At 37.4% G+C, this 26,759-nt stretch carries 25 protein-coding genes; 10 read left to right on the top strand and 15 right to left on the bottom strand.

Annotation, left to right across the window (positions count from 1 at the left end; translation table 11 throughout):
* Window positions 1–97: 97 nt before the first annotated feature.
* Window positions 98–1,933, bottom strand: coding sequence for a GNAT family N-acetyltransferase (locus H4J59_RS04420; RefSeq protein ID WP_182237140.1), 1,836 nt, complete (start codon window positions 1,931–1,933; stop codon window positions 98–100).
* Window positions 1,934–2,554: 621 nt separating this feature from the next.
* On the opposite strand from H4J59_RS04420, the gene H4J59_RS04415 reads away from it, so the two are divergent.
* Window positions 2,555–2,815, top strand: a complete 261-nt coding sequence (locus H4J59_RS04415) for a hypothetical protein (RefSeq protein ID WP_182237138.1) — start codon at window positions 2,555–2,557, stop codon at window positions 2,813–2,815.
* 78 nt (window positions 2,816–2,893) lie between these two features.
* On the opposite strand, the gene H4J59_RS04410 is transcribed toward H4J59_RS04415, so the two are convergent.
* The 3 genes from H4J59_RS04410 to H4J59_RS04400 all read right to left on the bottom strand — a co-directional run bounded on the left by H4J59_RS04410 (window position 2,894) and on the right by H4J59_RS04400 (window position 6,269).
* Window positions 2,894–4,063, bottom strand: coding sequence for a hypothetical protein (locus H4J59_RS04410; protein ID WP_182237136.1), 1,170 nt, complete (start codon window positions 4,061–4,063; stop codon window positions 2,894–2,896).
* 212 nt (window positions 4,064–4,275) lie between these two features.
* Window positions 4,276–4,542 carry a hypothetical protein gene (locus H4J59_RS04405; protein ID WP_182237134.1) on the bottom strand — a complete coding sequence of 89 codons (267 nt, stop codon included), beginning with the start codon at window positions 4,540–4,542 and terminating at the stop codon, window positions 4,276–4,278.
* A 353-nt stretch (window positions 4,543–4,895) separates the two neighbouring features.
* Window positions 4,896–6,269 carry a hypothetical protein gene (locus tag H4J59_RS04400; protein ID WP_182237133.1) on the bottom strand — a complete coding sequence of 458 codons (1,374 nt, stop codon included), beginning with the start codon at window positions 6,267–6,269 and terminating at the stop codon, window positions 4,896–4,898.
* 597 nt (window positions 6,270–6,866) lie between these two features.
* On the opposite strand from H4J59_RS04400, the gene H4J59_RS04395 reads away from it, so the two are divergent.
* Both H4J59_RS04395 and H4J59_RS04390 read left to right on the top strand, forming a co-directional pair.
* Entirely contained in the window at window positions 6,867–7,121 is a 255-nt protein-coding gene (locus H4J59_RS04395) for a hypothetical protein (protein WP_182237131.1), read from the top strand.
* Window positions 7,122–7,258: 137 nt separating this feature from the next.
* Window positions 7,259–7,600 carry a Fis family transcriptional regulator gene (locus tag H4J59_RS04390; RefSeq protein ID WP_182237129.1) on the top strand — a complete coding sequence of 114 codons (342 nt, stop codon included), beginning with the start codon at window positions 7,259–7,261 and terminating at the stop codon, window positions 7,598–7,600.
* On the opposite strand, the gene H4J59_RS04385 is transcribed toward H4J59_RS04390, so the two are convergent.
* Window positions 7,597–8,217: a LysE/ArgO family amino acid transporter gene (locus H4J59_RS04385; RefSeq protein ID WP_182237127.1), complete on the bottom strand. Its 621-nt coding sequence runs from the start codon at window positions 8,215–8,217 to the stop codon at window positions 7,597–7,599. The genes H4J59_RS04390 and H4J59_RS04385 overlap by 4 nt on opposite strands.
* Before the next feature lie 154 nt (window positions 8,218–8,371).
* Here H4J59_RS04385 and H4J59_RS04380 point away from each other — a divergent pair, with 154 nt between their 5' ends.
* Together H4J59_RS04380 and H4J59_RS04375 are read left to right on the top strand one after the other, a co-directional pair.
* The gene (locus tag H4J59_RS04380; protein WP_182237126.1) at window positions 8,372–9,271 is read left to right on the top strand and encodes a LysR family transcriptional regulator ArgP; all 900 of its coding nucleotides are present in this window, start codon (window positions 8,372–8,374) and stop codon (window positions 9,269–9,271) included.
* A 79-nt stretch (window positions 9,272–9,350) separates the two neighbouring features.
* The gene (locus H4J59_RS04375; RefSeq protein ID WP_182237124.1) at window positions 9,351–9,842 is read left to right on the top strand and encodes a GNAT family N-acetyltransferase; all 492 of its coding nucleotides are present in this window, start codon (window positions 9,351–9,353) and stop codon (window positions 9,840–9,842) included.
* On the opposite strand, the gene H4J59_RS04370 is transcribed toward H4J59_RS04375, so the two are convergent.
* Complete coding sequence (locus H4J59_RS04370; protein ID WP_182237122.1) at window positions 9,811–10,539, bottom strand: oxidoreductase; 729 nt, start codon at window positions 10,537–10,539, stop codon at window positions 9,811–9,813. The two genes, H4J59_RS04375 and H4J59_RS04370, sit on opposite strands and share 32 nt — an antisense overlap.
* Before the next feature lie 598 nt (window positions 10,540–11,137).
* On the opposite strand from H4J59_RS04370, the gene H4J59_RS04365 reads away from it, so the two are divergent.
* A complete protein-coding gene (locus H4J59_RS04365; protein ID WP_182237120.1) occupies window positions 11,138–12,127 on the top strand; it encodes a sensor domain-containing diguanylate cyclase in 990 nt (329 codons plus the stop codon).
* 688 nt (window positions 12,128–12,815) lie between these two features.
* Here H4J59_RS04365 and yegD read toward each other — a convergent pair.
* Window positions 12,816–14,174, bottom strand: coding sequence for a molecular chaperone (gene yegD, locus H4J59_RS04360; RefSeq protein WP_182237119.1), 1,359 nt, complete (start codon window positions 14,172–14,174; stop codon window positions 12,816–12,818).
* 305 nt (window positions 14,175–14,479) lie between these two features.
* On the opposite strand from yegD, the gene H4J59_RS04355 reads away from it, so the two are divergent.
* Entirely contained in the window at window positions 14,480–14,635 is a 156-nt protein-coding gene (locus H4J59_RS04355; protein WP_182237117.1) for a hypothetical protein, read from the top strand.
* Window positions 14,636–14,878: 243 nt separating this feature from the next.
* Here H4J59_RS04355 and H4J59_RS04350 read toward each other — a convergent pair whose 3' ends face one another.
* The 3 genes from H4J59_RS04350 to H4J59_RS04340 form a co-directional block, all read right to left on the bottom strand.
* On the bottom strand, window positions 14,879–15,676 hold the full coding sequence (locus H4J59_RS04350; protein ID WP_182237115.1) for a ribonuclease H family protein: 798 nt from the start codon (window positions 15,674–15,676) through the stop codon (window positions 14,879–14,881).
* Window positions 15,677–15,730: 54 nt separating this feature from the next.
* Window positions 15,731–16,525, bottom strand: a complete 795-nt coding sequence (lgt, locus tag H4J59_RS04345) for a prolipoprotein diacylglyceryl transferase (RefSeq protein ID WP_182237113.1) — start codon at window positions 16,523–16,525, stop codon at window positions 15,731–15,733.
* Window positions 16,526–16,639: 114 nt separating this feature from the next.
* Entirely contained in the window at window positions 16,640–17,530 is an 891-nt protein-coding gene (locus tag H4J59_RS04340) for a hypothetical protein (RefSeq protein ID WP_182237111.1), read from the bottom strand.
* A gap of 830 nt (window positions 17,531–18,360) precedes the next feature.
* Here H4J59_RS04340 and H4J59_RS04335 point away from each other — a divergent pair.
* A complete protein-coding gene (locus H4J59_RS04335; RefSeq protein WP_182237109.1) occupies window positions 18,361–19,281 on the top strand; it encodes an aldo/keto reductase family oxidoreductase in 921 nt (306 codons plus the stop codon).
* Between the two features lie 129 nt (window positions 19,282–19,410).
* Here the strand turns inward: H4J59_RS04335 and H4J59_RS04330 are convergent, their stop codons facing one another.
* Window positions 19,411–21,789: a peptidase U32 family protein gene (locus H4J59_RS04330; RefSeq protein WP_182237107.1), complete on the bottom strand. Its 2,379-nt coding sequence runs from the start codon at window positions 21,787–21,789 to the stop codon at window positions 19,411–19,413.
* 117 nt (window positions 21,790–21,906) lie between these two features.
* Between H4J59_RS04330 and H4J59_RS04325 the strand changes: the two genes are divergently transcribed.
* The gene (locus H4J59_RS04325) at window positions 21,907–22,707 is read left to right on the top strand and encodes a glutathione S-transferase (protein ID WP_182237105.1); all 801 of its coding nucleotides are present in this window, start codon (window positions 21,907–21,909) and stop codon (window positions 22,705–22,707) included.
* 170 nt (window positions 22,708–22,877) lie between these two features.
* Here the strand turns inward: H4J59_RS04325 and H4J59_RS04320 are convergent, their stop codons facing one another.
* The 4 genes from H4J59_RS04320 to H4J59_RS04305 all read right to left on the bottom strand — a co-directional run bounded on the left by H4J59_RS04320 (window position 22,878) and on the right by H4J59_RS04305 (window position 25,796).
* A complete protein-coding gene (locus H4J59_RS04320) occupies window positions 22,878–23,246 on the bottom strand; it encodes a PH domain-containing protein (RefSeq protein WP_182237103.1) in 369 nt (122 codons plus the stop codon).
* A gap of 259 nt (window positions 23,247–23,505) precedes the next feature.
* Complete coding sequence (locus H4J59_RS04315; RefSeq protein WP_182237101.1) at window positions 23,506–23,736, bottom strand: DUF3565 domain-containing protein; 231 nt, start codon at window positions 23,734–23,736, stop codon at window positions 23,506–23,508.
* A 216-nt stretch (window positions 23,737–23,952) separates the two neighbouring features.
* The gene (gene def / locus H4J59_RS04310; RefSeq protein WP_182237099.1) at window positions 23,953–24,489 is read right to left on the bottom strand and encodes a peptide deformylase; all 537 of its coding nucleotides are present in this window, start codon (window positions 24,487–24,489) and stop codon (window positions 23,953–23,955) included.
* A complete protein-coding gene (locus H4J59_RS04305; protein ID WP_182237097.1) occupies window positions 24,486–25,796 on the bottom strand; it encodes an MFS transporter in 1,311 nt (436 codons plus the stop codon). Before H4J59_RS04305 ends, def begins: the two co-directional genes overlap by 4 nt.
* A gap of 294 nt (window positions 25,797–26,090) precedes the next feature.
* Here H4J59_RS04305 and recR point away from each other — a divergent pair, with 294 nt between their 5' ends.
* Window positions 26,091–26,696 (top strand): recombination mediator RecR, encoded by a 606-nt coding sequence (gene recR, locus H4J59_RS04300; RefSeq protein ID WP_182137581.1) that lies wholly within the window; start codon window positions 26,091–26,093, stop codon window positions 26,694–26,696.
* Window positions 26,697–26,759: the final 63 nt, after the last annotated feature.

Below are 26,759 nucleotides of genomic sequence, written 5' to 3'. Positions count from 1 at the left end.
GTACATTCCTTTATCTCTGAGCTATTAAGTTATTTATAACTTAATAGTAGTTTAGTTGCTTAAATGTTTTGTTGTGTTTGTATAACAAGTTGATTAATTATAGTGTGTACGCCAAGCTTACTTCGTCATAATCTTCAGAAGGTCTTCTTAAAAACCCTGCATTTTCAAATACTTTTAACATAGGAGCATTGTCTCGTCGTACACAAGCTATCAATTGCGTTAAACCACGAATTTTAGCGATAGCGATTAATTCACTCAGTAGTGCTTTTGCCATACCTTTGCCACGTTTACTCTCTTTAATAACAAAAGCAACTTCAGCACTATTACTTGCTTCAAGATAATAATAGCGAGCAACACCTTGTATAGATTCACCTAAATCATCTCGTTCAGTTAAACACAAGGCTAAATCAACCTGCTGGTTGACACTGACAAGATCACAGGACTTTTCTCGGGTCATTTGTGTCATATGATGGTTGTATCGCATCATTAATGTTTCTTGGTTATGAGAATAAAAAAACTCTTGTAGTTTACGTTCGTCTGAAGGCGATAAGGGTCTAAGGAAGTATTCAGAATCAGCAAAAGTAAAACGTTTGATCTCAACTTTACCCAGTTCAGGTACTGATGTTGGGGTGTTTTCTTGGTATTCAGGCACCCAATAATGTTTTCGCACATCTTTAAGCAGTTGAGCACGAAATTTAGGGTGGGCAATACGAATTAATTCTAATGCGCGTTCACGAATACTTTTACCTTGCAGCGAAGCGATACCATATTCAGTGACTACATAAGCCACATGACCTCGTGAAGTAACTACACCACCACCCTCGGTAATATGTGCGACGATACGAGATATTTTTCCATCTTTGGTTGTCGATGGCAGGGCAATAATGGGTTTACCGCCTTTACTTAATGAGGCGCCACGAATAAAGTCAACTTGGCCACCAATACCACTATAAAAATAATAGCCGATGGAGTCAGAAACCACTTGCCCAGTTAAGTCAACTTCGATGGCGCTATTGATAGAAACCATGTTGTCGTTACGCGCAATGTTTACTGGCGAATTAATGTGTTCGCTTGGGTAGAACTCTACATGGGGATTACCATCAACAAACTTATATAAGCGACGAGTGCCGATACAATAACTGATGACGGTTTTTCCTTTATGAAAGGTTTTTTTGCGGTTGTTGATAACACCGGAAAGCATTAAGTCGATAATGCCGTCAGATATTAATTCACTGTGCACACCTAAATCTTTATGGTTAGCTAAGTAACGCAAGATAGCAGATGGAATTTTACCAATACCAATTTGGATAGTAGCGCCGTTTTCTACTAACATGGCCACGTATTGACCTACTTGTTCTGTGACCTGATCAATTTCAGGCTCGGGCAATTCGGGTAAATATTGTTCAACGGTGATGTGAGCGTGAATTTGACTCATATGGACAAAACTATGACCATTAGTGCGTGGCATTTTAGGGTTAATTTGTGCGATAACCACCTTAGCTTTTTTAATGGCTGCGGGCACAATATCAACCGTGACACCAAGCGAACAATAACCATATTCATCGGGTGGACCGACCATGATTAAGGCGACGTCTAGGGGTAAAATATTTTCATTAAATAGCCTTGGAATTTCAGATAAAAATGTCGGGGTATAATCAGCGCGTCCTTCATTAATTGCCGTACGAATTTTTTCGCCACCAATAAAAAATGCGTTGACCTTAAATAGGTCTTGGTGCTTTTTATCAGCCCAAACGTTGTCTGAAAGCGTTAAAATATGAACAACTTCAATATCATGTAAACCAGCGCTATTGGCAATAAGGTTATCAATTAAGGCGTTGGGCACTGCGGCATTAGAGCCAATAAAAACTCGATTGCCTGATTTGAGGTATTTAGACCAGTCTATAGAAGATTGGCGCTGTTTGCGTATCGGCATAATTGTCTCTGACTTCTCTTTGTTTGGGCAAGGTTACAATTAAATTTATCACAGAATGTAAGCTGTATCTGCTTAATAGCAGATTTATGAATTAGTGAGTCTACTTTATACTTAGGTAACACGTCCAAATATATGGTATTTATTCAATAACTGCCTGTTCTACTGATTAAATAAAGGCTATATAAAAGTTAGATAAACAATGAGAAATTTAGTTTTTAGCCAGTAGAAATGATCAAATAATTAGTGGGTTTCGTATTAGTATGCACTAAGGGTTAAGTTATTAGTTGATCCGAGTCAAATTCTCTGCACTATTAGGCTAAATGACTAGCCAAATAGTAGGGTAAAATATCTAACGTCTACAAATTCAGTAGCTAGTAGTCATTATTTGTTGAGTATCTTGACCTGGAGTAGCTATAGACACTGAAATAACGCTTGTGAACAACTTCAATGTTCAACACCATAGAATAATATTTGTTAGCGTTAGGCTATTCTTACAGAGACGAGCAATGTAGATGGTGTCTGGAGAGTGTTTTATTGAAAAATTTTTAATGACGTCTTTGGTTTTGAGCAAAGCAGACGTTGTTTGAACATAGTAAACTGAGTTTATCTTAGTGGGGGTTTATGTCGGTATCAGCACAAGTACGTTTAATTAAATTTTTTATTTTGATAGGTATTACGCTACTTATTTTAGGATATTACTTACTTTTATATGTAGACCTACCAACAAAAATGGGTGTTACTGGTATTATTATTTGTGCCTGCTGTATTGCCTTTGGTTTACTTTTTTCATTACCGACAAAACTGTATTTAACTCTGTTATTAATGGCTCGTGAACGGGATCAACAGCAAAATTTAATGGCAAATAAAAAAGCAAAAAAATAGTTTATATTTTAACTATAAAAAAGCCCAATGCTATTGGGCTAATAATTCAATTTCAGTAAGCTGAGCTCAAAGTAAACACTAACCAAAAATGTTACGCATTAAGGTTATTGCTTGATCAACGGTTTTACCATCTTTAACGCTGTTCACTATGGTGCTGCGCATATTGAGAATAAAGTCAGGAATATCATCTGATTCAAAAGCTTTATCTACAATAGCTTCGGCTGACGCTTTACTACGTTTTACCGCTTTAGCGACACCAATTTTAATTTTTTTAGGCTTATCACGCATACGAATATAGTTAGAGTTTTGTGCCAACGAATTGTCAGCAAACAAAAACAAATCAATTAATATGGCTCGATTTTTCCAAAGCTGAAGTTCAGCTTCATCGCTAGGCATTTCACTGCGCCACCATTGTGTGTTTCTAATGGCTTCTATCATCTCATGCCAATAATCATCAAAGCTCTGGTTGTTAAGTTTTACTAAGCCTAAGCCTTGCGAAAGGCTATCTATTTTACCACTATTTAGGGCAATAAATTGGTCTGGGCGGCGCATAGCCAATAAACGAGTTGCTGCACTTAACGGCGCTTTTTCTTCATTAGTATGGTTGGCAAATATCGCTTTGTAGGCATTAACAAAGTTTTGATAGTCTGCCAAGGTTACGTCACCGTCTAACGGAATATGATCAAGGGCTTGATCAAAATCTTTTGGGTGAGACTTTAATAACTGGTGAAACGTTTTTGCGCCACGTGTGCCGGCAAACCATTCAACATCAAAGTCATAAACACTAATATCATGCTGAGCACTATGCTTGCCTGCAAAAACTAATCGGTCTTCATCAATCATTTCAGCTAATTTATTACCGCGTATCGTCGCAATATAATTTAAGAGTTTAAGTCTTTCTGGTAAGGCTTGTAACCCTGAGTGTTCTTGTACAAAACTAGTAAATATTGGCCATGGGATAATACGGGCCATTTTTAATTGGCAAGCACTAACACCGTTTGACATGGTGTCTTGTAGTTTTTTTAAGGGTTTTTTTTGACTAGGTTCTAATAAATCTTGATTGATGTCGTGTAAGCAAATTCGGTATAACTCTCTGCACCAGTTAAGAAAATTATCTGGATGACTCTCTACTTTTACTGCCATTAAATTAAGGCTGAGATCGGCGACTAACGACAAGGCATTTTGGTAAATTGTTTGTTCGGTAGCGCTAAGCGACATGGCATTTGGCGAGGTAAGTAATTTTCTCATGAAACAGTGGTTTTCCGATGATAAAAACAAAATTAGGTCGGCATGATACGTGTAAAATAACCTATTACAAGTGCTAAGACTTAAATTAGGAGATAAACTCTAGGCCGGTGCTTAAAAAAACAATATGTGGAGAGTTAATCAACGAAAACCTTTGCCTATTAAATTTTTTAAAACTTAGCAGACAAAGGCTTGTTGTTGCAAAAAAGTAACCGTTAGTCGGTGGTTACTGTTTTTGGTGACCTAGTATAATACTTAACTAAACCAATTACCGAGGCGGCAATCCAAAATAGTTCAATAACAAAACTCGCTAAATTAAAGTTATAGCACAGGCTAATTAGCAGTAATATTGCGCCAAAAAGGTTCGTTAGGTTATAAGCCAAACTTTTAGGATTTAATTTTTCTAGTTGTAACATTATAAATGCGGCAACGATAAGAAAAGTTCCAGACATGCCAATGATATTAAATAATAAATCAATCATAAGAAACTCCAAGCTATAGAGGGTGATCCAAAATGCTGGCCCTATCCGTGGGTTGGATCGTTTTCGTTCCATGAAACAGCTTGTCGTTTTATCAATAGTAAGGCCATAAGCGTTACTAGGATAATTTCGCGGTTATTGTAGGCAGTTTTTTGCATAAGGTAAAGCAACAAACGCTTAACAAGTGACAGAAATAGCCAGATAGAAATTTTCTTAAGCGCAGCAATATAGTCATTTATACTCAGTCTGAGTAGATTATAAAAATAGAGCACCACAGAATTTTTTGCATGCATGTTCTTCACTTAAAAAAACAATACCTAGCCTAATCTCCTAGTTTGACCATTAGGTTGTCGTTATTAATCGTCGTCATCTATTTTCATTGCTTCAATATTAATAATGGTTGAGCGATTTAGTGTTAGCTTAAAACGCTGTATTTGTTGCAGATCTTGTTTGTCTGTTTGCATTAATACGACATTAATTTGGTAACGGCGTTCAACTGCTTGTTTTGTTACTTTATTGCCATCAAGTGAATATAAACGACCTTCACCTTTTTTTAGGAAACGAATAAAGGGGGTTAAATTAAAATAGATACGTTGCTGGATTTCATCATAGCCAGGCAAAAAACTTTTAGCATTAACTTTAGTGTCGCTGCGAAAATGTAGCAATTGTGCCGCTTGTTTGTTTTGATGACGCCGAGTTTGAAATAACTTATCAACTTGCTGAGGTAGGTCTTTATTGCGAATGTATTCTAGCCAAATGGTTTGACTAGCGATACGCGTTTTATTAACACTATTTGTGTAAAGATTTCTCCATTTAGGTAAGCCTTTTTGAATGCTACGCCAAATAACACGGGTTATATCGTCTTTAAATATCTCCCTTAAACCATAAACAATGCCTAACATGCCGACTAAGGCAATAGTGACTTCAGTAAAGTTTGCCCGCGCATTTAGCACTAACAACATCACAAAAGCCATAATAATCGCTGTCACTGTGCCACGTACAATGCGTTTTAAATTGCGATTGAGGCTTTTCATTTCTTTTTGCAGTACTACGCCGTATTCGATTAATCGTTGTAGTAAACGCATTTTATTGGTGATGCGGTTAGGGTCAGCTAAAGTAACTTCTGAATTATATTTATTGGTTGCACGGTATTCATTTTCACTGCGGCATAGTGCAAACAAGAAGTTTCTTTCAGTGGAAAAATCACTACTTTTTGGCCCTCGAGAGAGCAACTTTAAAAATGACTGCTCTACTTGCCAACTAAGGTAGTTGTCAGCATTTTGAAAAAATGGACTGAGTTTTTTATCTGATGGCGTATATCGTCTTAATTTTTTCAGTAAACCAGAAATCAACTCTGCTAGTACAATGGCTTGTGGGTAAAAATCTTTACTTTCTTTAAGCTTAATCGTTTGTTTTATATCAGTGTCGAGAGCAATTAAAATTTGATAAGAAAATAAATTAAGGTTAAGTCGATAGTCACTTAGCTCACCTTTTTTTTGGCTAATAAAGCGGCTTCTTACTAACGGCAAGTGCAGTTGGTCTGAGTAATAAGCACTATGATTTTCTATACTGCTATGAAAGTAATGCTCTTCGTCTAGGGTTTTAGGGCCGATACCCATTTCAACCGGTAGTGAAAAGTATAAATCGAGTCTTTGATGGTCAGTAGGTAATAACTGGTAACTGACCTTGATGGAAAGGTTTTCGTCTTGGGTGAGTTTAGCGTTATTCACTTCTATCCTCTACTTCTTGTCGGTTTTATTACCAAGCCTGAATCAATTCACTCTGAATTACCTTGATAAGTAATCTCATCATAAAGTGAGTTAATTGCTGATCGTTTTTACTATACGTTATTTTAAGGACAATTTTTTAGCTTTAAGGTGAATACTATATTTGTAACTTCTGCAAATGTAATGACAAACTCAGCGATTAATTAGTGATTAATTAGTGATTAATATATATCAAACTTTCATTAACTTAGTTATAGCTTGAAAAATTTGAGTTTGTACTACCCATTAGTAATATATGGCATTGGTTACTTTTTTGATACTCTTTTGATGGTCTTTTAACAGTCATTGACCGATCATTTAATACAATTTAAATAGTAAACTTTAAATTGTACTAATTAAAAATTTATATTTACTGTTTGGTAGCCAAAATAAATTATTACGCTAGGGGCGTTTTTAGCGTACCAGGCCTGAAACGGAGTTATTTTGAGTTATGCCATTAGATACGCTTTCAAATTAAAGTACAAATTTTATACTTTTATGACAATAGTAAGTTAAGCTTTTATTCAAACATTGGATTTTGTCAAAAATGGAATTTATAATATGACCTTAACTAGAAGAATCACTCTACTTGACCTCACCATTATTATTACCTTACTTTTGGTAGCTTTTTTAGTGACAGAAGTATATGCCAAAACACCGACAGAAAATTATGCTGAATTGAAAAAATCACAGCATTTAACGAGTGATAATAATTGTCTTTTTATTGAGCATTTGTTAAGCCAAGTTGACGCGCAAGCATCTTTTAGCTTGCAAGCACCCCCTTATGCTTATATCGCTAAGTTAAAAAGCAATTAATAATGATGGCGGTTTACCTCGCTTGAAAGCTATTTTATTAAAATCTCTGCTTACAACAAGACCAAAAACTTAATCAAAGTGGTATTATATGAAGCTTATTCATCGAAGATAAAGTTTACAGGTAATGTTAATAAATAATGCGTAAATCAGATAAGAAAATAGACAATCAAATCATAAAGTCGTTAACTGAAGTATGCCAATCAGCGCTAGAAGAAATTGACGGCTTTGAGTGGTTAACCCATACCGTTAATTTTGATAATTTCCCCGACAGTCTAAAAGTTGTTTGTGTTTTTGATAGCAATAAAAAATTAGCGAGTTATCTAAAGTCATCTGATAGTAAGCACTTAGCGTTATTAATAGCCGATAGCTTGGCAGATATTGGCATAAAGCTTAACAGTGTTAAAAACCAAATAGCATTAGACAGCGAAGAAAATTGCACCCTGTATCACGCGGGGAATTGGCATAAAAGATTGTCTTAAATCGTTAGGCTATTAAATAATGACCATGCAATGGCGCACATGATTAATCCAACCAGTATATCAATAACTCTTCTCACCTTAGCTTGGTTAAGCCAAGGTGACATTTTTGCTGCCGCTCCAGCTAAGCTATAAAACCATAGCATAGATGCCAACATAGTGCCGAGTGCAAAGGCGATTTTTTCATTACCTTGAAATTGTCCGCCAACACTGCCCAATACCAGTACTGTATCAAGATAAACATGCGGGTTTAACAGGGTTACCGCTAAGGTTGAAACAATCACCAAACCAGGTTTCTTGTGTGCTTTATCGGCTGCATTTTGCTCACTGGTGCTGTTATTAAGCCATGCTTGGCGAAATGACAAGCTAGCATAAGTCAGTAAAAAAATAATACCGGCCCAAGAAATTACTGTTACTAAGGTTGGCGATGTCGCAATAAGTTGTGCGCCACCAAACACCCCTAATGCAATCAGGGTAACATCACAAAGCATGCAAATTGAAGCGGCTAAAAAGTGATGATTTTTTTTAATACCCTGATTGAGAATATGAGAGTTTTGTGCGCCAATAGGAATAATCATGCTAGCCCCTAAAAAAAGGCCTTGTAGTAGGGGGGAAAACATTTATTCTCCAAAAATTTCATGCTGTGCTGAGTAGTTGTGGCTAATTTAACGAAAAAAAAATCATAAGTATAATTAATGATTTTAATCTTTGATTAGTTTTGCTAATGTTATTTTTACTAACACGAGTAAGATATGTTGCTAACATCAGGGGGAAATGGTCTTGCTAGATTATAAATTATTGCATGCATTGAGCGTGGTACTCAATGAGCAAAGCTTTGACAAAGCGGCATCGGTATTAGCTATCACACAATCTGCCGTGTCTCAGCGTATTAAAAGTTTAGAGCAAATTATAGGTCAACCGGTATTAATTCGGGCACAACCGATAGTGGCAACGGCTATTGGCAAAAAATTACTTGGCCATTATCAACAGGTAAAATTACTTGAACAAGACATTATTCCTGATATTTCAGGTAATAAAAAACATGAAACTATTACCGCCAATATCGCCAGTAATGCCGACAGTTTAGCCACTTGGTTAATTGCAGCAATTGGTGACGTTAGTCATCAATATAACCTAGCGGTAAACTTTCGATTGGCTGATGAAAACAGAACCATTAACTATTTAAAAGATGGTGAGGTTTTTGGTGCGATTAGCACATATGATCAGGCTTTACCTGGCTGTACATTAGAAAAACTCGGCGATATACACTATTTATTAGTGGCTGCGCCAAGCTTCATTGCAAGCTATTTTCCTGAGGGTATTAATAAACAAACCTTGGCACGAACACCCGCGGTTGCTTATGATCAAAAAGACGATATGCATATTAAATATGTCGAACAAACCTTTGGCTTAAAAGGCGGTTCATACCCGTGTCACACCGTACGCTCTTCAGAAGCCTTTGTTAATTTTGCCAAACAAGGTATAGCCTATTGTTTGATCCCTAAATTGCAAATACAAGCAGAACTTGCATCAGGAGAGCTGATCAATTTAATGCCAGAAAATCCAATAATTAGAACACTTTACTGGCATCATTGGGTATTATTGAAAGGGGTATTTAAGCAGCTTTCAAGCGCAATAATTAGCCGTGCACAATACGCGCTAAATAATCAATAATTTGCTAATATTCAGTGTTATCTGAAATGGCCAGTAAAATAGCCAGTAAATGAGTCAATAAAATAGTCAGGAGTTAAATGTGAGCAATTTAGTCGTTAGAACAGCAACAGCAGACGATACCAGTATATTATTTAAATTTATTATCGATCTCGCTATTTATGAAAAAGCGGAACACGAAGTATTAGCCACCGAGCAAACAATAAAAGCCAGCATTTTTGCTGAAAATAGTCATGTTTTTGCCTTAATTTGCGAGCTTGATGGCGTTGCCGTTGGCTCAGCCATTTACTTTTTTAATTATTCAACTTGGTTAGCAAAATCAGGTCTTTATTTAGAAGACCTATACGTTATGCCAGAATATCGAGGCAAAGGCGCAGGTGTTAAGCTGTTAAAAGCTATGGCAAAAATTGCTGTGGAAAAAGACTGCGCACGGTTTGAATGGAGTTGCTTAGATTGGAATACACCGTCAAGAGAATTTTATCACTCACTAGGTGCTGTCGCGCAAGAAGAGTGGGTTGGCTATCGCATGACAGGTAAAACACTTAGTAATTTTGCAGTTGATCTGACTGAATAATACTAACACCCTCTGGAGGGTTTTCTGCATAAACTAGCATAGCCTGTGCTACTTTCTTTGCTTGAATTACTTGGTGTTTTTTTGGGATCATAAAAGCTAGCGTGTTCATTACTATTGTACCTAATTGTTCGCCAAGTCGAAATTCATCACGCTGCCCAGATAACATTGACGGGCGGAATAGACCAAGATGTTGGTAATCTAAGTTACTTAAGTCTTTTTCTATTTTGCCTTTTATCTGGTTATAAAATATAGCAGACGCTTCATTTGCTGACATTGCCGTGACTATGGCAAATAAAGTGGCATGTTGACCATAAAAGTATTTGGCGATAAGCAGCGGATAATGATGGTCAATTTCAGTAAAAGCAGTTTTAGAACCAGCTTTTTTTATGGTACTGCCCAGAGTGCAAAATATATGATCAATCGTTTTTATCTTGTGGTTAGCGCCTATATTCTGAGGTTTATTATCTAAAAAGGTACTTGAGGTCAATTCTGCTTCTAGATCTTCAAAATTAATCTGCCATTGTTCAAGTTTAGTATCTTCTATCAAGAGTGGTTTACGTACTAAGGCGATAACTTTGCTATAGGTTTTATTGGCTAATAGTTGCCGTAACAAATGTTGTCCCACTAAACCACTGGCGCCAACAATTAGGGCCACTTTGGCTTGCTCTTGTTTATGCCCATTGGTACAAGTTGTCATTTTTTTTAATCCTAAGACGGTGGAGAATAATATACCGTAATAATAAAGTCTCATATTAAGTGCTTAACTAGCTACTTAAATCTTAAAAAATTTTAACATTATTGCCCACTTGTTCTGGTTTAAATCTAGCATGGCAGCGTTACTCTCAATTACAATTGCCTAAAATTCATGCGAGCAGAACATCGTTTTGGCCATATTCAGACTCCCATCTAAACCAGTAAATATCTCCCCGTCCTTTCAAAATATAAACGTAATCATTTAATTTTGGACTTAGTTATCGCATGCAAATCAAAACGTTGGGTGAGAAAAGCTACATGCTATGCAACGATTACCTTATGTTTATTAAGTGATTCAGGTGGTTAATAGGTAACTAATGAAGGCTTAAATGGATTTAAGTTTATTCAGTAATTATAATGTAATATTATGTTTTATATTAATAAGTTTACATATAAACAATGATTTAGCGACTGAATTTGTTATAGCTTGGCCTAATAGTTTTTTGCAAAACTCTTTTTTAAAGCGCTTTATTTTTTAAAGAAACCATCTTAATTTGCTGATACAATTTGAAGAGTTTATATTTTTAATTAAGTACCCCCTAATGATTAAGCCTGAAGTGCCCAAAAATGAAGTTGAACGTTTGTATGCGCTTAGAACCTTAAAAATTCTTGACTCATCACACGAAGAGCGCTTTGATCGAATTACTCGTATGGCTAAACGCATGTTTAACGTATCAATCTCGCTGGTCAGTATAATTGACAAAGACCGTCAATGGTTTAAATCCACGCAGGGACTTGAGCTTTCGGAAACGCCTCGCGACATTTCATTTTGTGCACATGCTATTAATCAAGATAACTTATTCATAGTGCCTGACGCTTCCAAAGATAAGCGATTTTTTGATAATCCTCTTGTTACTGGCGGTCTGAAAATTCGCTTTTATGCCGGTTGTCCTTTAAAAATTAGGCAAGGTATTAATATAGGTACTTTGTGCCTTATCGATACAGAACCTAAATATCTTAACGAAGAAGACCAGCAATTACTTGAAGATTTAGGGGCTATAATTGAGCAAGAAATCAAATCTATTGAACTTGCTACCTTAGATGAATTAACCATGATTTCTAACCGCCGTGGTTTTTTGACTCTGGCCGATCATAGTTTAAAAGTATGTCGACGTAATCAAATGTCAATGTCGTTTATATTCTTTGATCTAAACCAATTTAAGATCATTAATGATGAACATGGCCATCACGAAGGCGATTTTGTCTTAGCTACTTTTGCCAAAATAATGCTTAATTCATTTCGAGGCTGTGATTTGATCGCTCGACTCGGTGGAGATGAATTTGTGGCTATGCTGAGCGAATCTAACTCTGACGCTAACTATTCAGGGAAAGCAGATATAGCACTAGAGCGATTTGCTGGCGCTATTGATCAAGCAAATAAAACCTTAAATAAACCCTACAAAATTGCGTACAGTGCCGGTGTTAGTTATTTTAAGCATGACACGGACAAATCAATAGAAGCAATGCTCCAAGAGGCTGATGCGGCTATGTATAAGCAAAAAAAACTAATGCTCTATAGCTCGACGTTATAACTGTTTCACTAAATTAATGCCGAAAACATTGGTGACTTTAATGCGTGAAATACTGACAAAGTGTGTGAACTTGTAAGTTTTAGCGATGAAAATCAGCGCAGAACAGTTGCGGATATTTTCTTAGATAAATTTACTGGCAAGTTTAAGTGTTTTGACGCAGTTACCACTAGTGATTAATGATAGCTACTATTTTCAAAAACTTTAGCTTATACCAATTTCATTCATTAGATGGTCTACTTTATACGCAGGAAAAATGGCCAAATATAAGGCATTTTATTTAATAACTAGTTGGTCTAATTATTAAATAAATAACGCAGTAGTGGGTTGTTTTAGCCAGTAGAAATGATCAGATAATGAGTGAGATTGGTATTGTTGCTGTTGATAAATCACACTAGCTTAAAGCGAGATTAATCTACTTTCCTTAGTGCTAGTTCTATTAGCTATCAAGGTCATAAATACATCCACCTAGCCATTTAGTAACAGACTATTTATAACGCTTTTAACTCAAGTCATGTTTAAAATTTATCAATAACACTTATCAATAAAGCTTACCAATAAAAGTTACTTTAATAAAAACTGTTTATTAAAGTAACTATCTATAAAATATCAATATTTAAAGTCATAAACTTTATTATTCGCTAGCGTTAATGACTTTAAATGGGGCTAAATTTTTTGCTCAACCAATAGCTTATGCATATATAGTGTTAGCCCAGCGCGTTAGGCCAGCCGTTACGCTGCCAAAATGGTCACCAACAACAATAGGGGTATGTTGAAATTGCGTTTGTAAAAACGTATTTAACATCGGTGATTTAGCACTACCGCCAGTGACAAACACCACATCAGGCTGACAGTTAGCTTGGGCAATGGCATCTTTCATTAGCGCGGCTATAGCACTAAGTTGTCGATGACATGCCTCAGTAAAACCATCCCTATCAAGCTTAACACTGAGTCCTTCATAGATATCAGATAAATCTATTTGCTGTTCGGTTTGCTCGGTTAAGCCAATTTTGCTTTGCTCTGCGGCATTAACTACACGGTAGCTCAATTTTTGTTGTTGCACTGTTAACAAGCGAGTTAATAACTCAGGATGTTCTGCATCGCGGATCAGTTGCTGTAAAAACCGTCCATTTTCGGCACTGTAAAATTGTGTTTGATGACTAATATTGTTAATCGCCATTGCCTGAAAGTAACTGTTACTCGGCATTGTTTTACCAGTTTTTAATAAACTGTCTAAACCAAAACTCGGCATGATACCTTTAAGGGCAAAGGCAATATCAAAATCATTACCACCGACTCGTTCACCACTGTGGCTTAATAAATCATTGCTTCTATCAGTTAAAGCAGCGTGTTCTGGCCCCATTAAAAGCATGGAGCAATCTGTGGTACCACCGCCAATATCCACCACTAGTACTTTGGTTTCTTTAGTGAGACTCGCTTCATATTCAAAGCCGGCTGCAACAGGTTCAAATTGAAATTCAACATCTTTAAAACCAACCCGTTTGGCTGCATTGGTTAATATTTGTATAGCTTGTTGATTACTTTCTTCGCCTTTCATACCTTGAAAGTTAATAGGGCGACCAATAACGGTTTGATCAACACTTCTGCCAAGACTTTCTTCGGTGAGCGTTTTTATATTGCTCATCATAGAGGCAACAATATCTTCAAATAAGTCAACTTGCTGTGGCATTAAGCCACTGGCACCTAGAAACGATTTTGGTGACTTTATGTAGTAGCCTTCGTCCGGCTCTTGTAAATAGTTATTTAATGCGGCTTGGCCAAACGATAATTCGGTTGGATAGCCATCTAAGGTCAGCTCTCGTAGTGAGTTTTTTCCTTTGTTTATCTGTGCTTGACGTTGCTGTTGAAAGCTTTTTTGTTCTGTCAGAGCCAAATTATTGTGCAGCCAGTTGACAATAATGTCACGACTGGGCGCATACAAAGTTGAGGAGATATAGCGACCATGATCACCTAAAGATAATAGTTCTGGCGTGTTGTTTTTCATTACGCCGACAGCACAGTTTGATGTACCGTAATCAAATCCGATCATGTTGATATCCAAATATAAAATGGCCGCGAAGGATACTGGGATATGTAGCACTAGGCAAGGGCTTTTAGCTTATTAAGTAACATTTTTAATAAGCTAAAAGCCCATAAGTCATTATTAATTTATTTCAAAGGCGCACAAACGTAGTTTTAATCCTGTCAATCATAGGCATGTCGACGCTCACAGCTTAAACTTTTACCCGTATAAATTTTTTCGCGGTTGAATTGATTTAAATTTAGGCGAAAAAATAAAAAATCAGGGATGAAATGCAGAATAAGTGATCTCGCTCGACTGATAAAGCTAAAGCCATGATGAAAACAGCGAGTGATAAATTAACCCACTACCTAGCGAATACTGGTTTAAACCTTGAACAGGTTAATGCTGAAGGTGGTAACGGCTTAAAAGCCCAGGTGCTTTTATTATTGATAAAAACGGCATTAGTTGTGCCATGCAAGCAAAAGTAGATTTAAAGTCGTATGTGGGGTTTTGAGTGGTTATTGCTGTGTTCACTAAAGGGCAAAATAGCCGGGTTATTAAGGGTAAATTACCTGAGTAATTCAAATCAAAAGGCAGCTTTAGGCTGCCTTTTGGTGTTTAATTTACATAAGAGCAAGCTCATTCACTTGGTGAACATTTCAACGGGTTATTTTTACCCGTATAAAATAGCCCAAGGCGCTAATAAAATGAGCATAAAAGACTAAACTATTTTAGCCCGAAGCCATGGCCAAAATAGTTTTAATATCAAGTGTATCTTGATATTGCACAAAACCCTTTGTGCACTTAACGCGTGCTAACACGGCCATTCTATCGGAGAGTTCATTCCCTTCTATATTGGCATGACCTTTAACATGACTAATAATTAAATTACTTTTCAATGTTTGATAGAGCGCAAAACACTGCTTGATTATGTCAAGATTTTTGATTTCTTCACCTTTGCCACGAGTCCAGCCTTTAGCTTGCCAACCTTTTGCCCACTTAGTGATACAATCAATTGAATATTTAGAGTCAGACAAGACTTGCACGGTTTTACCTTGTTTAATATGATCTTGTGCGTAGTTAAATGCGGCAAGTATGCCATTAAGTTCGGCGGTATTATTAGTGCCCATCGGCTCATATAAACCGTACCACAATTCAATGAGCTGTTGCTCTTGATACACTGCCATGCCCGTGCCTGACTTTCCTGGATTTGGAGAGCAAGCTCCGTCACAATAAATATTAATATCAGCATTTTTTTTAACAGGGGCTAAGCTATTACTTACTGCACTACTATCCGATTTAACGTAGGCAGCAGAAGCGGCAGTTTTAGTACCGGCACTTTTACTCATTGAGCGCTTAGTTAATGCTTTAGTGTAGCTTGATTGAAACGCCGCCTCGGCTTCAGCTTTTGATGCAAAACCCATATATTGTGCGTCGGCACGTCCTTGGGTGTGGCTTTTAACATCATTCCACTGTTCAAATACCCCAGTTTTTGCACCTTTCCACACCACATAATATTTTTTACTCATCAATTGTTAACCCTATTTTATTCGCCATGATTTTTATGCTCTGTACGCTATTGGTTAAGACTGCTTAACTTTTTTATTGTTTTTAATTGACCAAATAATTAATAGGACACCGGCAATAAAAAACGGAATACTTAACATTTGCCCTGCAGTTAAGGCAATGTCAGCCGCATAGGCCGCTTGTTTTTCTTTTAACATTTCAATAAGAAAGCGAGCAGTAAAAATTAAAACTAAGAAAACGCCTAAAATAGCACCGGGTGGTGTTTGGGCTTTTTTCTGCTTATAAAAAATCATCAAAACAAAAAATATCGTTAAATAAGACAAGGCTTCATAAAGTTGAGCAGGGTGGCGAGCAAGGTTATCAATACGGGCAAAAACTACCGCCCAAGGAACATTACTGGGTGTGCCTAATATTTCAGAGTTAACAAAGTTTGCGCTGCGAACAAAAAAACCAAACAGCGCGGTACATATCGCGAGTCTGTCGAGTAACCAGAGAAAGTTCATCTGGTTTTTTTTGCTATAAATACCCGCCGCAATAATAGCACCTAAACCGCCGCCATGACTGGCCAAACCACCTTCCCAAATAGCGATTATTTTCAGTGGGTTAGCAAAGTAATAGCTTGGGTCATAAAAGAAACAATGCCCTAAACGCGCACCGACGATAACACCAATAACGATATAGACCAGTAAGTTATCTAGCGCGACTAAATCTTGTTTCTCGGTTTGAAAAATCCACTTCATGACTTGTAAGCCAGATAAAATAGCGGTGGCGAATAACACGCCATACCAATGTATAGTCAATGGCCCAATGGAGAAAAATACGGGATCAAAATCCCAAACTAAATGTTGCAAAGCGTAGCCCTTAATGTTGCTTATGTTACTTATGTTGAATGAGTTTAATGAGTTTAATGAGTTAAATGAGTTAAATGTGACTTTAAGTTAAGTCCTCACTTAAACAGCGATATTCTAGCAAGCTAGTGGTTGCTGTGCTGAATTAATTTCGCTGAAAGCGTTAATCACGTCTATGGGTTGTTCAACCTTGATTAAAACTTGTTCAAACGACTCAACAAAAGCTCCCATCATGCCCCAGTATTTTATTGGCTGGTTAAAGGTTACTTTTATATTGTGCTGTTTACTACGGCCAATTTTTAAAAGTTCATTGCTTTTGTTTTTGCCTTTACTGTTAATTTCTGTGTGATTAATTTCATCTTCACCTGCTTGGTGTATCGACACGGTATTAATATCAGCAAAGGGTATAACCATCAAGTTGAAGATAGAATTGTTAATGATCAGTTTTTTATCTTGAACATAAAGCGAATAATAGCGTGATAAGCGATAATTTGCTGTCATTAGAATAAAGCCATATAAAATAAAGCTAGCCACCATTATTGCAGCAGTTTGGCTCCAATCGACCAATAATTGGTAGCTAACGCTTGCTATGACAATCAATGAAGAGATAATAACTAAAAAGTGACTAGCTTTTCCTGACAATAAAGTAATTTTACCTAATGACTTTACGTGCCGCTTAGATAGGCGAGGAATAGCGTAATACCAACTTGCAGGCTCTGTGGCAAGGGTTAATGCCAAGCCTTTTTTTTTGTCATCATCATATTTATCCAGTACGCCAATACGAGGATCACCTGATAAATTTCGAGCTTGGTATAGTCCTTTGACAATCATAAACATCAAATAAAACTCAATGACCAGCAAAACGCCCATAATGGGATAACGTAGCCAGAGAATAAAATCAAAATATTGGGCAATATCTTCAGGATAACTATAGCGTGCAACAGCACAAGAAAGGCTGAAAATAATGACTATTTTCCACGCTTTTTGTTTGCCAGCTTTTATGATCATAAACCAGTAAAATATTGGCAGCACAGCAAAGTATATTAGGCTCGCGACAATTACCGGATAGAGTCCTAATCTTGTGGTTGTAGTTTCAGGTATAAAAGTAAAACCCAAGTAGTAGCTGGTATGACAATAAATAAGTATACTAAGCGGTAGGTTACAGATGTTCTCACAATAAATCCTTTTGTAGTGATGGTTATAATAATGGCTGTTTTTCGTTTTACATTTGTTTTACATTCTATTTATATTTAGTTAAGTCAGCGCTGCACTTTTTCAGTGTTTAAGCACATTAATATCGAATGAGCATTTTTGATAATCTATTGGAATTACTCGACAAATACTATACCTAGATTAAATTCCATTAACCATAAAGTTAACACTCGCTACAGCTAGATTTGTAAATTATCCATTGATAAAGGTGAAAACTAATGTAGCGACTTTGCTAGATTCAAGTCTATGTGTAAGCTTATTTTCAGGAATTACAACTTAACAAGAAAACCTTGCCAATCAGTGAAAACAATATGCCTTTGTGTCGCTATCAAGACAAAATAGCGACACTAAGTTCTAGCATCAATCAGTCAGTCGCGAGTAAAATTTGGCGATCTAAGTCGCAATAAAACCGTTTTTTGCACGACAATAAGTTGTTTTATTTTAATCGTGCAGAAAAAGATGATTATATTCATCGCCATCCTATATATGTAGAATAACGATATGATATTTTAAAGGCTCTCATGAAACCTTCGGTTGTTCAATGGCCAGCAGATACGGCTGATCAATGGCCAACACAGGAAGAATTTTTTAAGTAAATTTAATTAATAATAATAAAGAGTAAAGACATGAAAAAAGTCTCAATGGGTAACTCGAGCATCGAATCTTCTCGTTTTATATACGGCTGCATGCGTATTGCCGGTGACAATAGTGCAAGTAATCGTATTAAAGGAAAAACAGCGATAATGGCAGCGCTAGAGGCGGGTTATAATCATTTTGATCATGCTGATATTTACGGTGCTGGTGAAAGCGAAAGTATTTTTGGTGAACTGTTAGCTGAAAAACCACATTTACGTGAACAAATTATTCTCACCTCTAAAGCCGGTATTCGACCGCGCAATAATGATCACGACACTTATGCACCCACGCGTTATGACTTTAGCCAGCAATACTTGTTGGCCAGTGTTGAAGGTTCACTTAAACGTTTAAATACCGATCACTTAGATATGTTTTTATTGCATCGGCCAGATTATTTATTTGATGTTCATGAAGTCGCTGAAACTTTTGCGTTATTAAAAGCCAGTGGCAAAGTTAAGCATTTTGGTGTCAGTAACTTTAAACCATCGCAAGTTGAATTATTAAAGTCTGCGTTAGCTATGCCGTTGTTGGTGAATCAAGTTGAAATTAATATTCACAATATTGACACCTTACTTGATGGCACGTTAGATCAATGTCAGCAGCATGGTATTACACCGATTGCTTGGTGTCCTTTAGGGGGTGTTGCTTACTCTGCTTGGGGAAATACTTTTTCAGGTGAAGATGAACAAAGAATTGAAAACGAATTAAGCCACCAAAGTGAAAAATATGCTTGCGCGCCTTGGCAAGTTATTCTGGCTTGGTTATTAAAACATCCAGCCAATATTTGCCCCATTATAGGCTCAACCACTCCAGAGCGTATTGTTGCCGCTAAACAAGCTTTAACACTAGATTACTCGCGTGAAGATTGGTATCGCTTATTAGAAGCTAGAAACGGCCAAGCTGTGCCATAACTATATTGAATCAAAACTATATCGCACTAAAAGTATATTGAATCAACAATATATCGCATCAAAAAAGCCACTGAAAAATGTCAGTGGCTTTGATGTCATTTTAAGACAGGGCAGTAGCGAGTGATTTAGTTACAAACCATTATGATATTGAATATTGGTTGACTCAGGCACTAAATTATTCAGCTGTTGTTTTGCTGATGAATGGCTATCTATCGAATTTTTAGACTCGTTAGTCGAGTTTTTATAAGCTAGTAACTCTTCAAACTGGCTGATCAACAACGCCTTATCAGGCGCTTGGCGATCACCGGTACCTATGTTGGTTAAATCAATCATAAAACCGTCGAATAAATCAGATAAGTCTTCAATAATTTCCATATTTAAAAACTGATCTTGGTTGTAAATACTCGGGTAACCGGCTTTTTGTTTATCAATCGCGAACGACACACCTTTGAGATTAGTGATGGTGGTTGATTTATCACAAGAGAGCATACAGCCATTGTCGATACGTGGTTTTTCACAACCAACACTTTGTTGGAAGAAACACTGTCGGCTAGTCATCAACAAAATAGGGTGGTAAATACTGTAAAATAATTTAAAGTTTTCTGGGCGAGCAATATGTTTCATTTGCATGGCGTTAATTTCGTTAGAAATAAAGGCACCGCTACAGTCAAAGTCTTCTTTCATCGCTAACAGCGCGTAGGAATTGGTAGTATTTAAAAATGGCCCTGCTATCCATTTTATGCCTAAAGCATTGGCTTTATAGGCAATACCGGTATTGTTAGTGACAATTAATGGCGGTTTTACTTGCTCTAAAATAGTTACGGCAGCGTCATAATCTTTACCAATTAGCACAGCCGGAAACCACGGAATTAAACGTGGATTGTCCTGTAAAAAACCAACATATTTTGTACAGTCACGTTTATAAGCATCAGGCAATTTAAAATAAATATCGGCATGGGTAATATGCGCTAACTCAGCATCGGCTTCGTCACAGATCAAAATAGACAATTCATTTTTTGCTTGGTTTTTAACTTGGCTGCTAACTTGGCTGTTGAGTTGAGAGGCTACTTTTGGATGATTAACTAATGGCGGCAAGGTCACTTCTGGAATAATATCAACCGCATTATTTAACAAACTGGCGATTTGATTTTTCAGCGCGGTTAGCTCTTTAAACGGAATGCTTAAGCCGGTATTTAAGTTGTCACAGTTTAGCTCGGTCAGTAAAAACTCGGCGTTGTTAAAGCTTTTAAAGCGTTTTTCTATTGTGGCCTTATCAATACTGGTGTTTTCACTGGCGCGTAATAAGCTAGTGGATTGCACAGTGAAGCTATTTTGTTCAACAGAGAAGCCGGTAGTGGTTACGCTAACCTCTAAAGGTTGTGCTGCTTGACCAGAAAAACGTAGCGATAGTGGTACTTTTTCAATACTTAAATGCTTTATTTTTTCAACCACTTCGGCTTCAATTTCATTTTTGTCAGTTTGTAGGTTTTGCTCAACCTCATGAATTTGAACCACTGAAATTTGTTGCGACTTATCTTGCGAATGGCTTTGGCTTTCAGTGGCGTTATGTTTATTTATGGCATGAACTTTTGAATTATCACGCGGATTATCAATAAACATTGATTGATTTAAATCACCTCTTAAAAAGGCATTGGAAAAATCACGATTAAATACTTTGTAAAGGCGTTCGCCATCTTCGGTTAATTCGCCGGTATTGAGGAAGCCATCAATTTGTTTACGAAAACTATCAACCACGGTATGTACATAGTTTGCGCCTTTAATACGTCCTTCAATTTTAAACGAATGCACACCAGCGTCGATTAAGGCAGGCAAATCAAAAAAGGCAGAGTTGTCTTTAATGTTTAATGGAAAATTATGACCTGTGGCTGTGGTTTCATATTCTTCTCGACAAGCTTGACTACAGCGGCCGCGGTTACCTGAATTGCCAACACTGGCAGACGTTGAATAACATAAACCTGAAAAGGCCACACAAAGCGAACCATGAACAAATACTTCGCTTAACAGGTCATATTCACGACAGACAGCGGTTATGGCGGTAATTTCACGTAAGTTTAATTCTCTTGATAAATTAACCCGCGAAGCACCTAATTTTTTTAGGAACGGAATTTGTCCGATATTATGAGTGGTTAACTGGGTTGAAGCATGAATGTCTAAGGTCGGAAAATGCTTCTTGATGATATTAAACATGCCGATATCTTGTACGATAACGCCGTCTAACGTCGTGTTAACCAGTTTACTGAGTAATTTGGCAATAGACTTAAATTCACGTTCTAAAATGATCACATTTAAGGTTAAAAATATTTGGCATTGGTATTGGTGTGCCAAACGTATGATGCCAATCAGCTGTTCAAAGGATATATTAGCGGCGCGATTACGGGCATTTAGGGTATCTAAGCCGCAATATACCGCGTCGGCACCCGCTATAATGGCCGCTTTAATTGCGTCGACATCTCCACCGGGGGCTAATAATTCTATTTTATGATCCATTGGTACAACTTATTTTTTTCGCTAAATTTAAGAGCAGGGATTTTACCCGTATATTTCATCAATGAATACCGTTAAAGTTGCCGTTTATAAATAATGTTAATTCAATAGTTGAGTGTTATGGCATTACCTATCCTTTATTCGTTAAGAAACTGTCCTTATGCAATGCGAGCACGTATTGCTATTTTTAAGTCGCATCAACCGGTTGCGCTGCGTGATCTGGTATTAACGGATAAGCCTGCCGCGATGATTTTAGCTTCCCCCAAAGCTACCGTGCCTATTTTAGTCTTGGATAAAAACAGCCGGTTTAAGGAGGATTATGCCCAAGGGAATAATAAAGAATTAAGCCAAGAAAGTAAAAATCGAGCAGAAGATAGCCGTATCGTTATCGATGAAAGTCTAGATATTATGCTATGGGCGCTTAAAAAATCTGATCCCAACAACTTACTTCATGCTGATAACAGGGTTAATTTACCTATAAAGCCAGAAGAAAAAGTAAATACCTTACCAAACAAGACCAACAAGCCCAACGAAAAGTTAAATGAAATGCTGGCACTCATTAGCGAGTTTGATGTTGAATTTAAACGGCGTTTAGAAGCTTATAAATGCGCAAAGCGTTACCATGAAACTAACCTGAATGAATGCCGAGCCGCATGCGAGCATTATATCCAATTATTGGAGTCACGCTTAATACAGCATGACTATTTATTCTCTGCTCAAGAGAGTTTAGCTGACATTGCTCTGTTGCCGTTTATTCGTCAATTTGCCCGCATAGAACGCCAGTGGTATTTGCAATCACCGTATCCTAAGCTGAAAAATTGGCTGAATCGTTACCTACAAAGCCCGATGTTTACCCGAGTAATGGCAAAGCATCCACTGTGGATTGAGTGTGGTGAAGAGGTTGTTTTTGTTGGTAAATAAAGTAGCCGGTAAGCGAGAGCAGGGAATTATCATGGGTTTAATTTGTTCACTATTGTAGGCCTTATATTAGCTGTCTTAAACTAGCGATAAAACAGCTAAAATCACTATAGCCTGACATCAAAAATAAGCGCTATGTATCTTAGTTATCATGATCAAGGCACTGTCAGCACTTATAATAAATAACTAGAAATTATTTTTGATATTTCTAGCATTGAGGATTGCCCCGAAAACTCAAATTTCACTTTACCTAGGGCAGAAAAATATATTTCTAGTTCAGAATCAAGATCGAAGGTACCTGAGGTTTCAATAGAGTAGGCAACAATATTTTTGTAAGGTAAAGAGGTGAAATCTTTTTTGCTGCCAGTAATACCCTGAACATTAACCGCGATTATTCTCTTATTGGTAAAGACTACACCGTCACGCATGGTTTTATATGAGTCAACTACTTGTTCATCATCTAACAGTAAATCACTTACTTTTTCAGCATAATCAGTGTCTTGCTTAAGCTTGAAAAAACCTTTGTTATTGAAGTCAATCATCGAAAAATCCTTGTATTGTTAATAGTTAAGCTTTGAACCCTTGTTAGGGGGGTAGGTAGTAAGTACTCTATTGGGCTGTTCAGGTAAGCGTTATGTGTTTTTTTGGTCAACTCAGTGCATAAAAGTATGTTGAGTCGATAACCACACTGATCAGTCATGATTTAATCATTACTTAGTTGTGGTGCTTTTTCAAGATGCAATTTAAGTTGCGATCTCTTTGGGCAAGTCTGAACTTTGAAACCGCACAAGTATAAGCCGATTAAGGCGATGACGTTGATTCGGTTGCAGGAAAGTCTCTAGCGGCACCATGATCACACTTTATACAGTTTAGCTGCTGACCTAGCATCGCGTGTCTGGTGGCCTTATTGACTACCCATGGGCGGTTAATAAAAGGCGGTTGATGACGAACATGTTGGAAATGGCCACATTCTAGTCTGGCTACCCAATGATTTTCGTCATCAAGATGGTAGTCGATAATAGCTTGTAGCATATTGTTTTTTCCATTGACAATTTTATGGGATAGTTAGCCTGAGTGATGAGTAATCTGTCGTTGCTTATTGCTTATTTTTTATCGGTAATAGGTAATTAACAGCATAAAATCAGTCAGTTAATTTACAAGCCAACATTTATGATGAATAAGCAAAGTTACTAGGCGTTAATTAAGGAGGTTTATTAATTATTTTCAATTGGTTACCTGGTTACCTAGTTACTTGTTATTATTACTTGCCATTGTTGCTCGCCATGTTTGTTCATCAATGGCATCAGTTTCATGGTCGAGTCGTTCAATAAAAGTAATACCATCAAGATGGTCTAACTCGTGCTGAAAAATACGCGCAAGAAAGTCAGTAAAGGTTAGTTGATGCGCTTGGCCTTGTTCATCGAGATATCGTACACAGATACTTTGATGACGACTGACCAAAGCGCGTTTGCCTTTCACACTTAAACAGCCTTCCCAGCCTAACACTTGCTGAGTACTGGCGCTGAGTATTTCTGGGTTGATGATAACTGCAGGCGCTAATAACGGCGCATCAGGGTAGCGTTCACTGGGCGCAGAACACATGATAAATAAACGCACACTTTTGCCCACTTGCGGCGCGGCAATACCAACACCATTGGCTTGGGCAACGGTAGCTTTTAGATCTTTAATTAGCTGCTTTATCTCAGCAGTGTGAACGTTGGTTATTGGTTTTGCGATAGCAGATAAAACCGGCTCACCACGTTGTAAAATAGTTAAAGTGCTCATGATGATACTTCTCTTTTTTGCTCTGCATTGAGCGCAGTGTCTGTGGCGGCAGAGGTTTGATTTGTTTTTTCACGTTCTTTTTTAAAGTAAAACCAGCTAACAACGAATAAGATAACAATAAAAGGTAAACCGGTTAATACCACCACATGCCAACCTGCTTTAAACAATATCCAGCCAGCCATTAATGACGCAATAGCCTGAAAGCCAAAAATAATAAAGTCATTAATCGCCTGTACTTTATGACGTTCGCTAGCCTGATAACTTTGTGGTAATAGCGAAGTGCCGGTAAGAAAAAGAAAATTCCAACCAATGCCCAATAAAATTAATGCCCACCAATAATGCATCACTTGTTCACCCGACAAGGCAATAACCGTGACCACCGCATAAATGATGGTGCCGGCGAGCATTAAGTTTTTTAAGCCAATGCGTTTGACTAATAAAGCGGTAAATAATGATGGAATAAACATCGCGGCAATGTGACTTTGGATCACCCATTTTGTATCGTTTAAACTATGACCATGAAGTTTGTGCATGCTCAGAGGGGTTGCGGTCATTAGGTAACTCATCAGAGCAAAACCAATAGCGGCTGACAATATGGCGATAATGAAAATGGGTTGTTTGATTATTTCACTTAAGGGCCTAGCTTCTCCTTGGTTATCACTCGTTGTTACTTCAGGATTAGTAAAGTTCAACATCAGCAACATAGCCAGTAGAAACAGCCCAGACAAAAATAAGAAAGAACCGGCATAGCCGTGTGGTGAGCTTAACCAGTCTTTTGCGGTTACGGCTATTTCAGGCCCTAAAAAAGCAGAAAAAATGCCACTGAGCATTAAAATCGATAATACCCTTGGTACTTCATTGCTGTTGCTAACACTTTCAATCGCGGCAAAGCGTAATTGTTGGGTAAAAGCGGTACTAATACCCAGTAAAAAACTGGCTAAAATGAGTAATTCAAAATGGGCGTTTAAGGCAGCAAACATGGCGACCAGTGTGCCGGAAAAACCTAGCGAGAAGCCAGTAAACGCCGCAAAACGTCGACCTTTATTTTTAGCTAATAACGCCGCTGGAATAGCGCCACTGGCCACGCCAAGTATCATCATAGTCACCGGTAGGGTAACTAGTGCAGGATCAGCCCCCATGCTAGTGGCAAGTATACCGCCAATAAAAACAATCACTGGCGATGCGGCCATCACTAAAGGTTGCACTAAAAAAAGTAACCAGACGTTTTTGGGTAGCGTAAATAGCCGTTGTAAGCCAAAAAAGCTTAAGAGCAATAACGCCAACGTGATGAAAATATTGATTAGCATTAACTGCCCTTATAGATGACTGCCTAATTTGGCTAAATAGTCTGAAGACTATCATACTGAAATTTTAAAGCTTTGGGGGAAATTAGCGATTTTGAAGATAATTAATTCTTTTTAATTATTTATTATCAATCCTTAAATCGAGTGATAAACTCCGTTTTGAAAATTATTCGTTTGCTTGATAAAGAGTCATAAGATTAATGGCAATAACTCTTTAGCCAAGCACTTTGCAAAAATTAATAATAGTAAGTCGAGCCATAAATTAGTCGATTTACTATAAGCCTAGAAAGAGTTGTAATGAAATTTAGCCCGTTAGTTCAAGAACTTATTGATTCATTAAAATGTTTACCTGGGGTTGGTGCAAAATCAGCGCAGCGTATGGCCTTTCATTTACTTGAGCGAAACCGTCATGGCGGTAACAAGCTTTCACAAACCTTGGCTCGGGCCATGGAAAATATTGGTCATTGCGAACAATGTCGTACATTTACTGAAGAAGCCTTGTGCGATATTTGCCTGAGTCCTAAGCGTAAAATAGCGGCGCAATTGTGTATTGTTGAAACGCCAGGTGATGTTATTGCCATTGAACAAACGGGTGAGTTTCAAGGGCTTTATTTTGTCTTAATGGGACATTTATCCCCCCTTGATGGTATTGGTCCAGACGACTTAGGTTTAGACGTTTTGGAAAAACAATTGGCGACAGGGCAATTTAGCGAAGTGATCTTAGCGACTAACCCGACCGTGGAAGGAGAAGCCACCGCGCATTTTATTGCTGAACTGACTCAAACCTACGATGTTAAAATTTCACGTATTGCTCACGGTGTGCCGGTCGGTGGTGAACTAGAATATGTTGACGGAAATACCTTGTCACATGCACTGTCAGGTCGTAAAAATTATAGCTTCTAGTCTTGATAAATCTAAGCCAGGGTTAGCATTTAGCGAGCACTTGATAAACATCAGTTTTAGGAG

It is taken from the genome of Colwellia sp. MB02u-10, from assembly GCF_014077185.1.
In the GTDB taxonomy this organism is placed as follows: domain Bacteria; phylum Pseudomonadota; class Gammaproteobacteria; order Enterobacterales; family Alteromonadaceae; genus Cognaticolwellia.
This window is presented reverse-complemented; position numbering and strand designations above follow the sequence as displayed.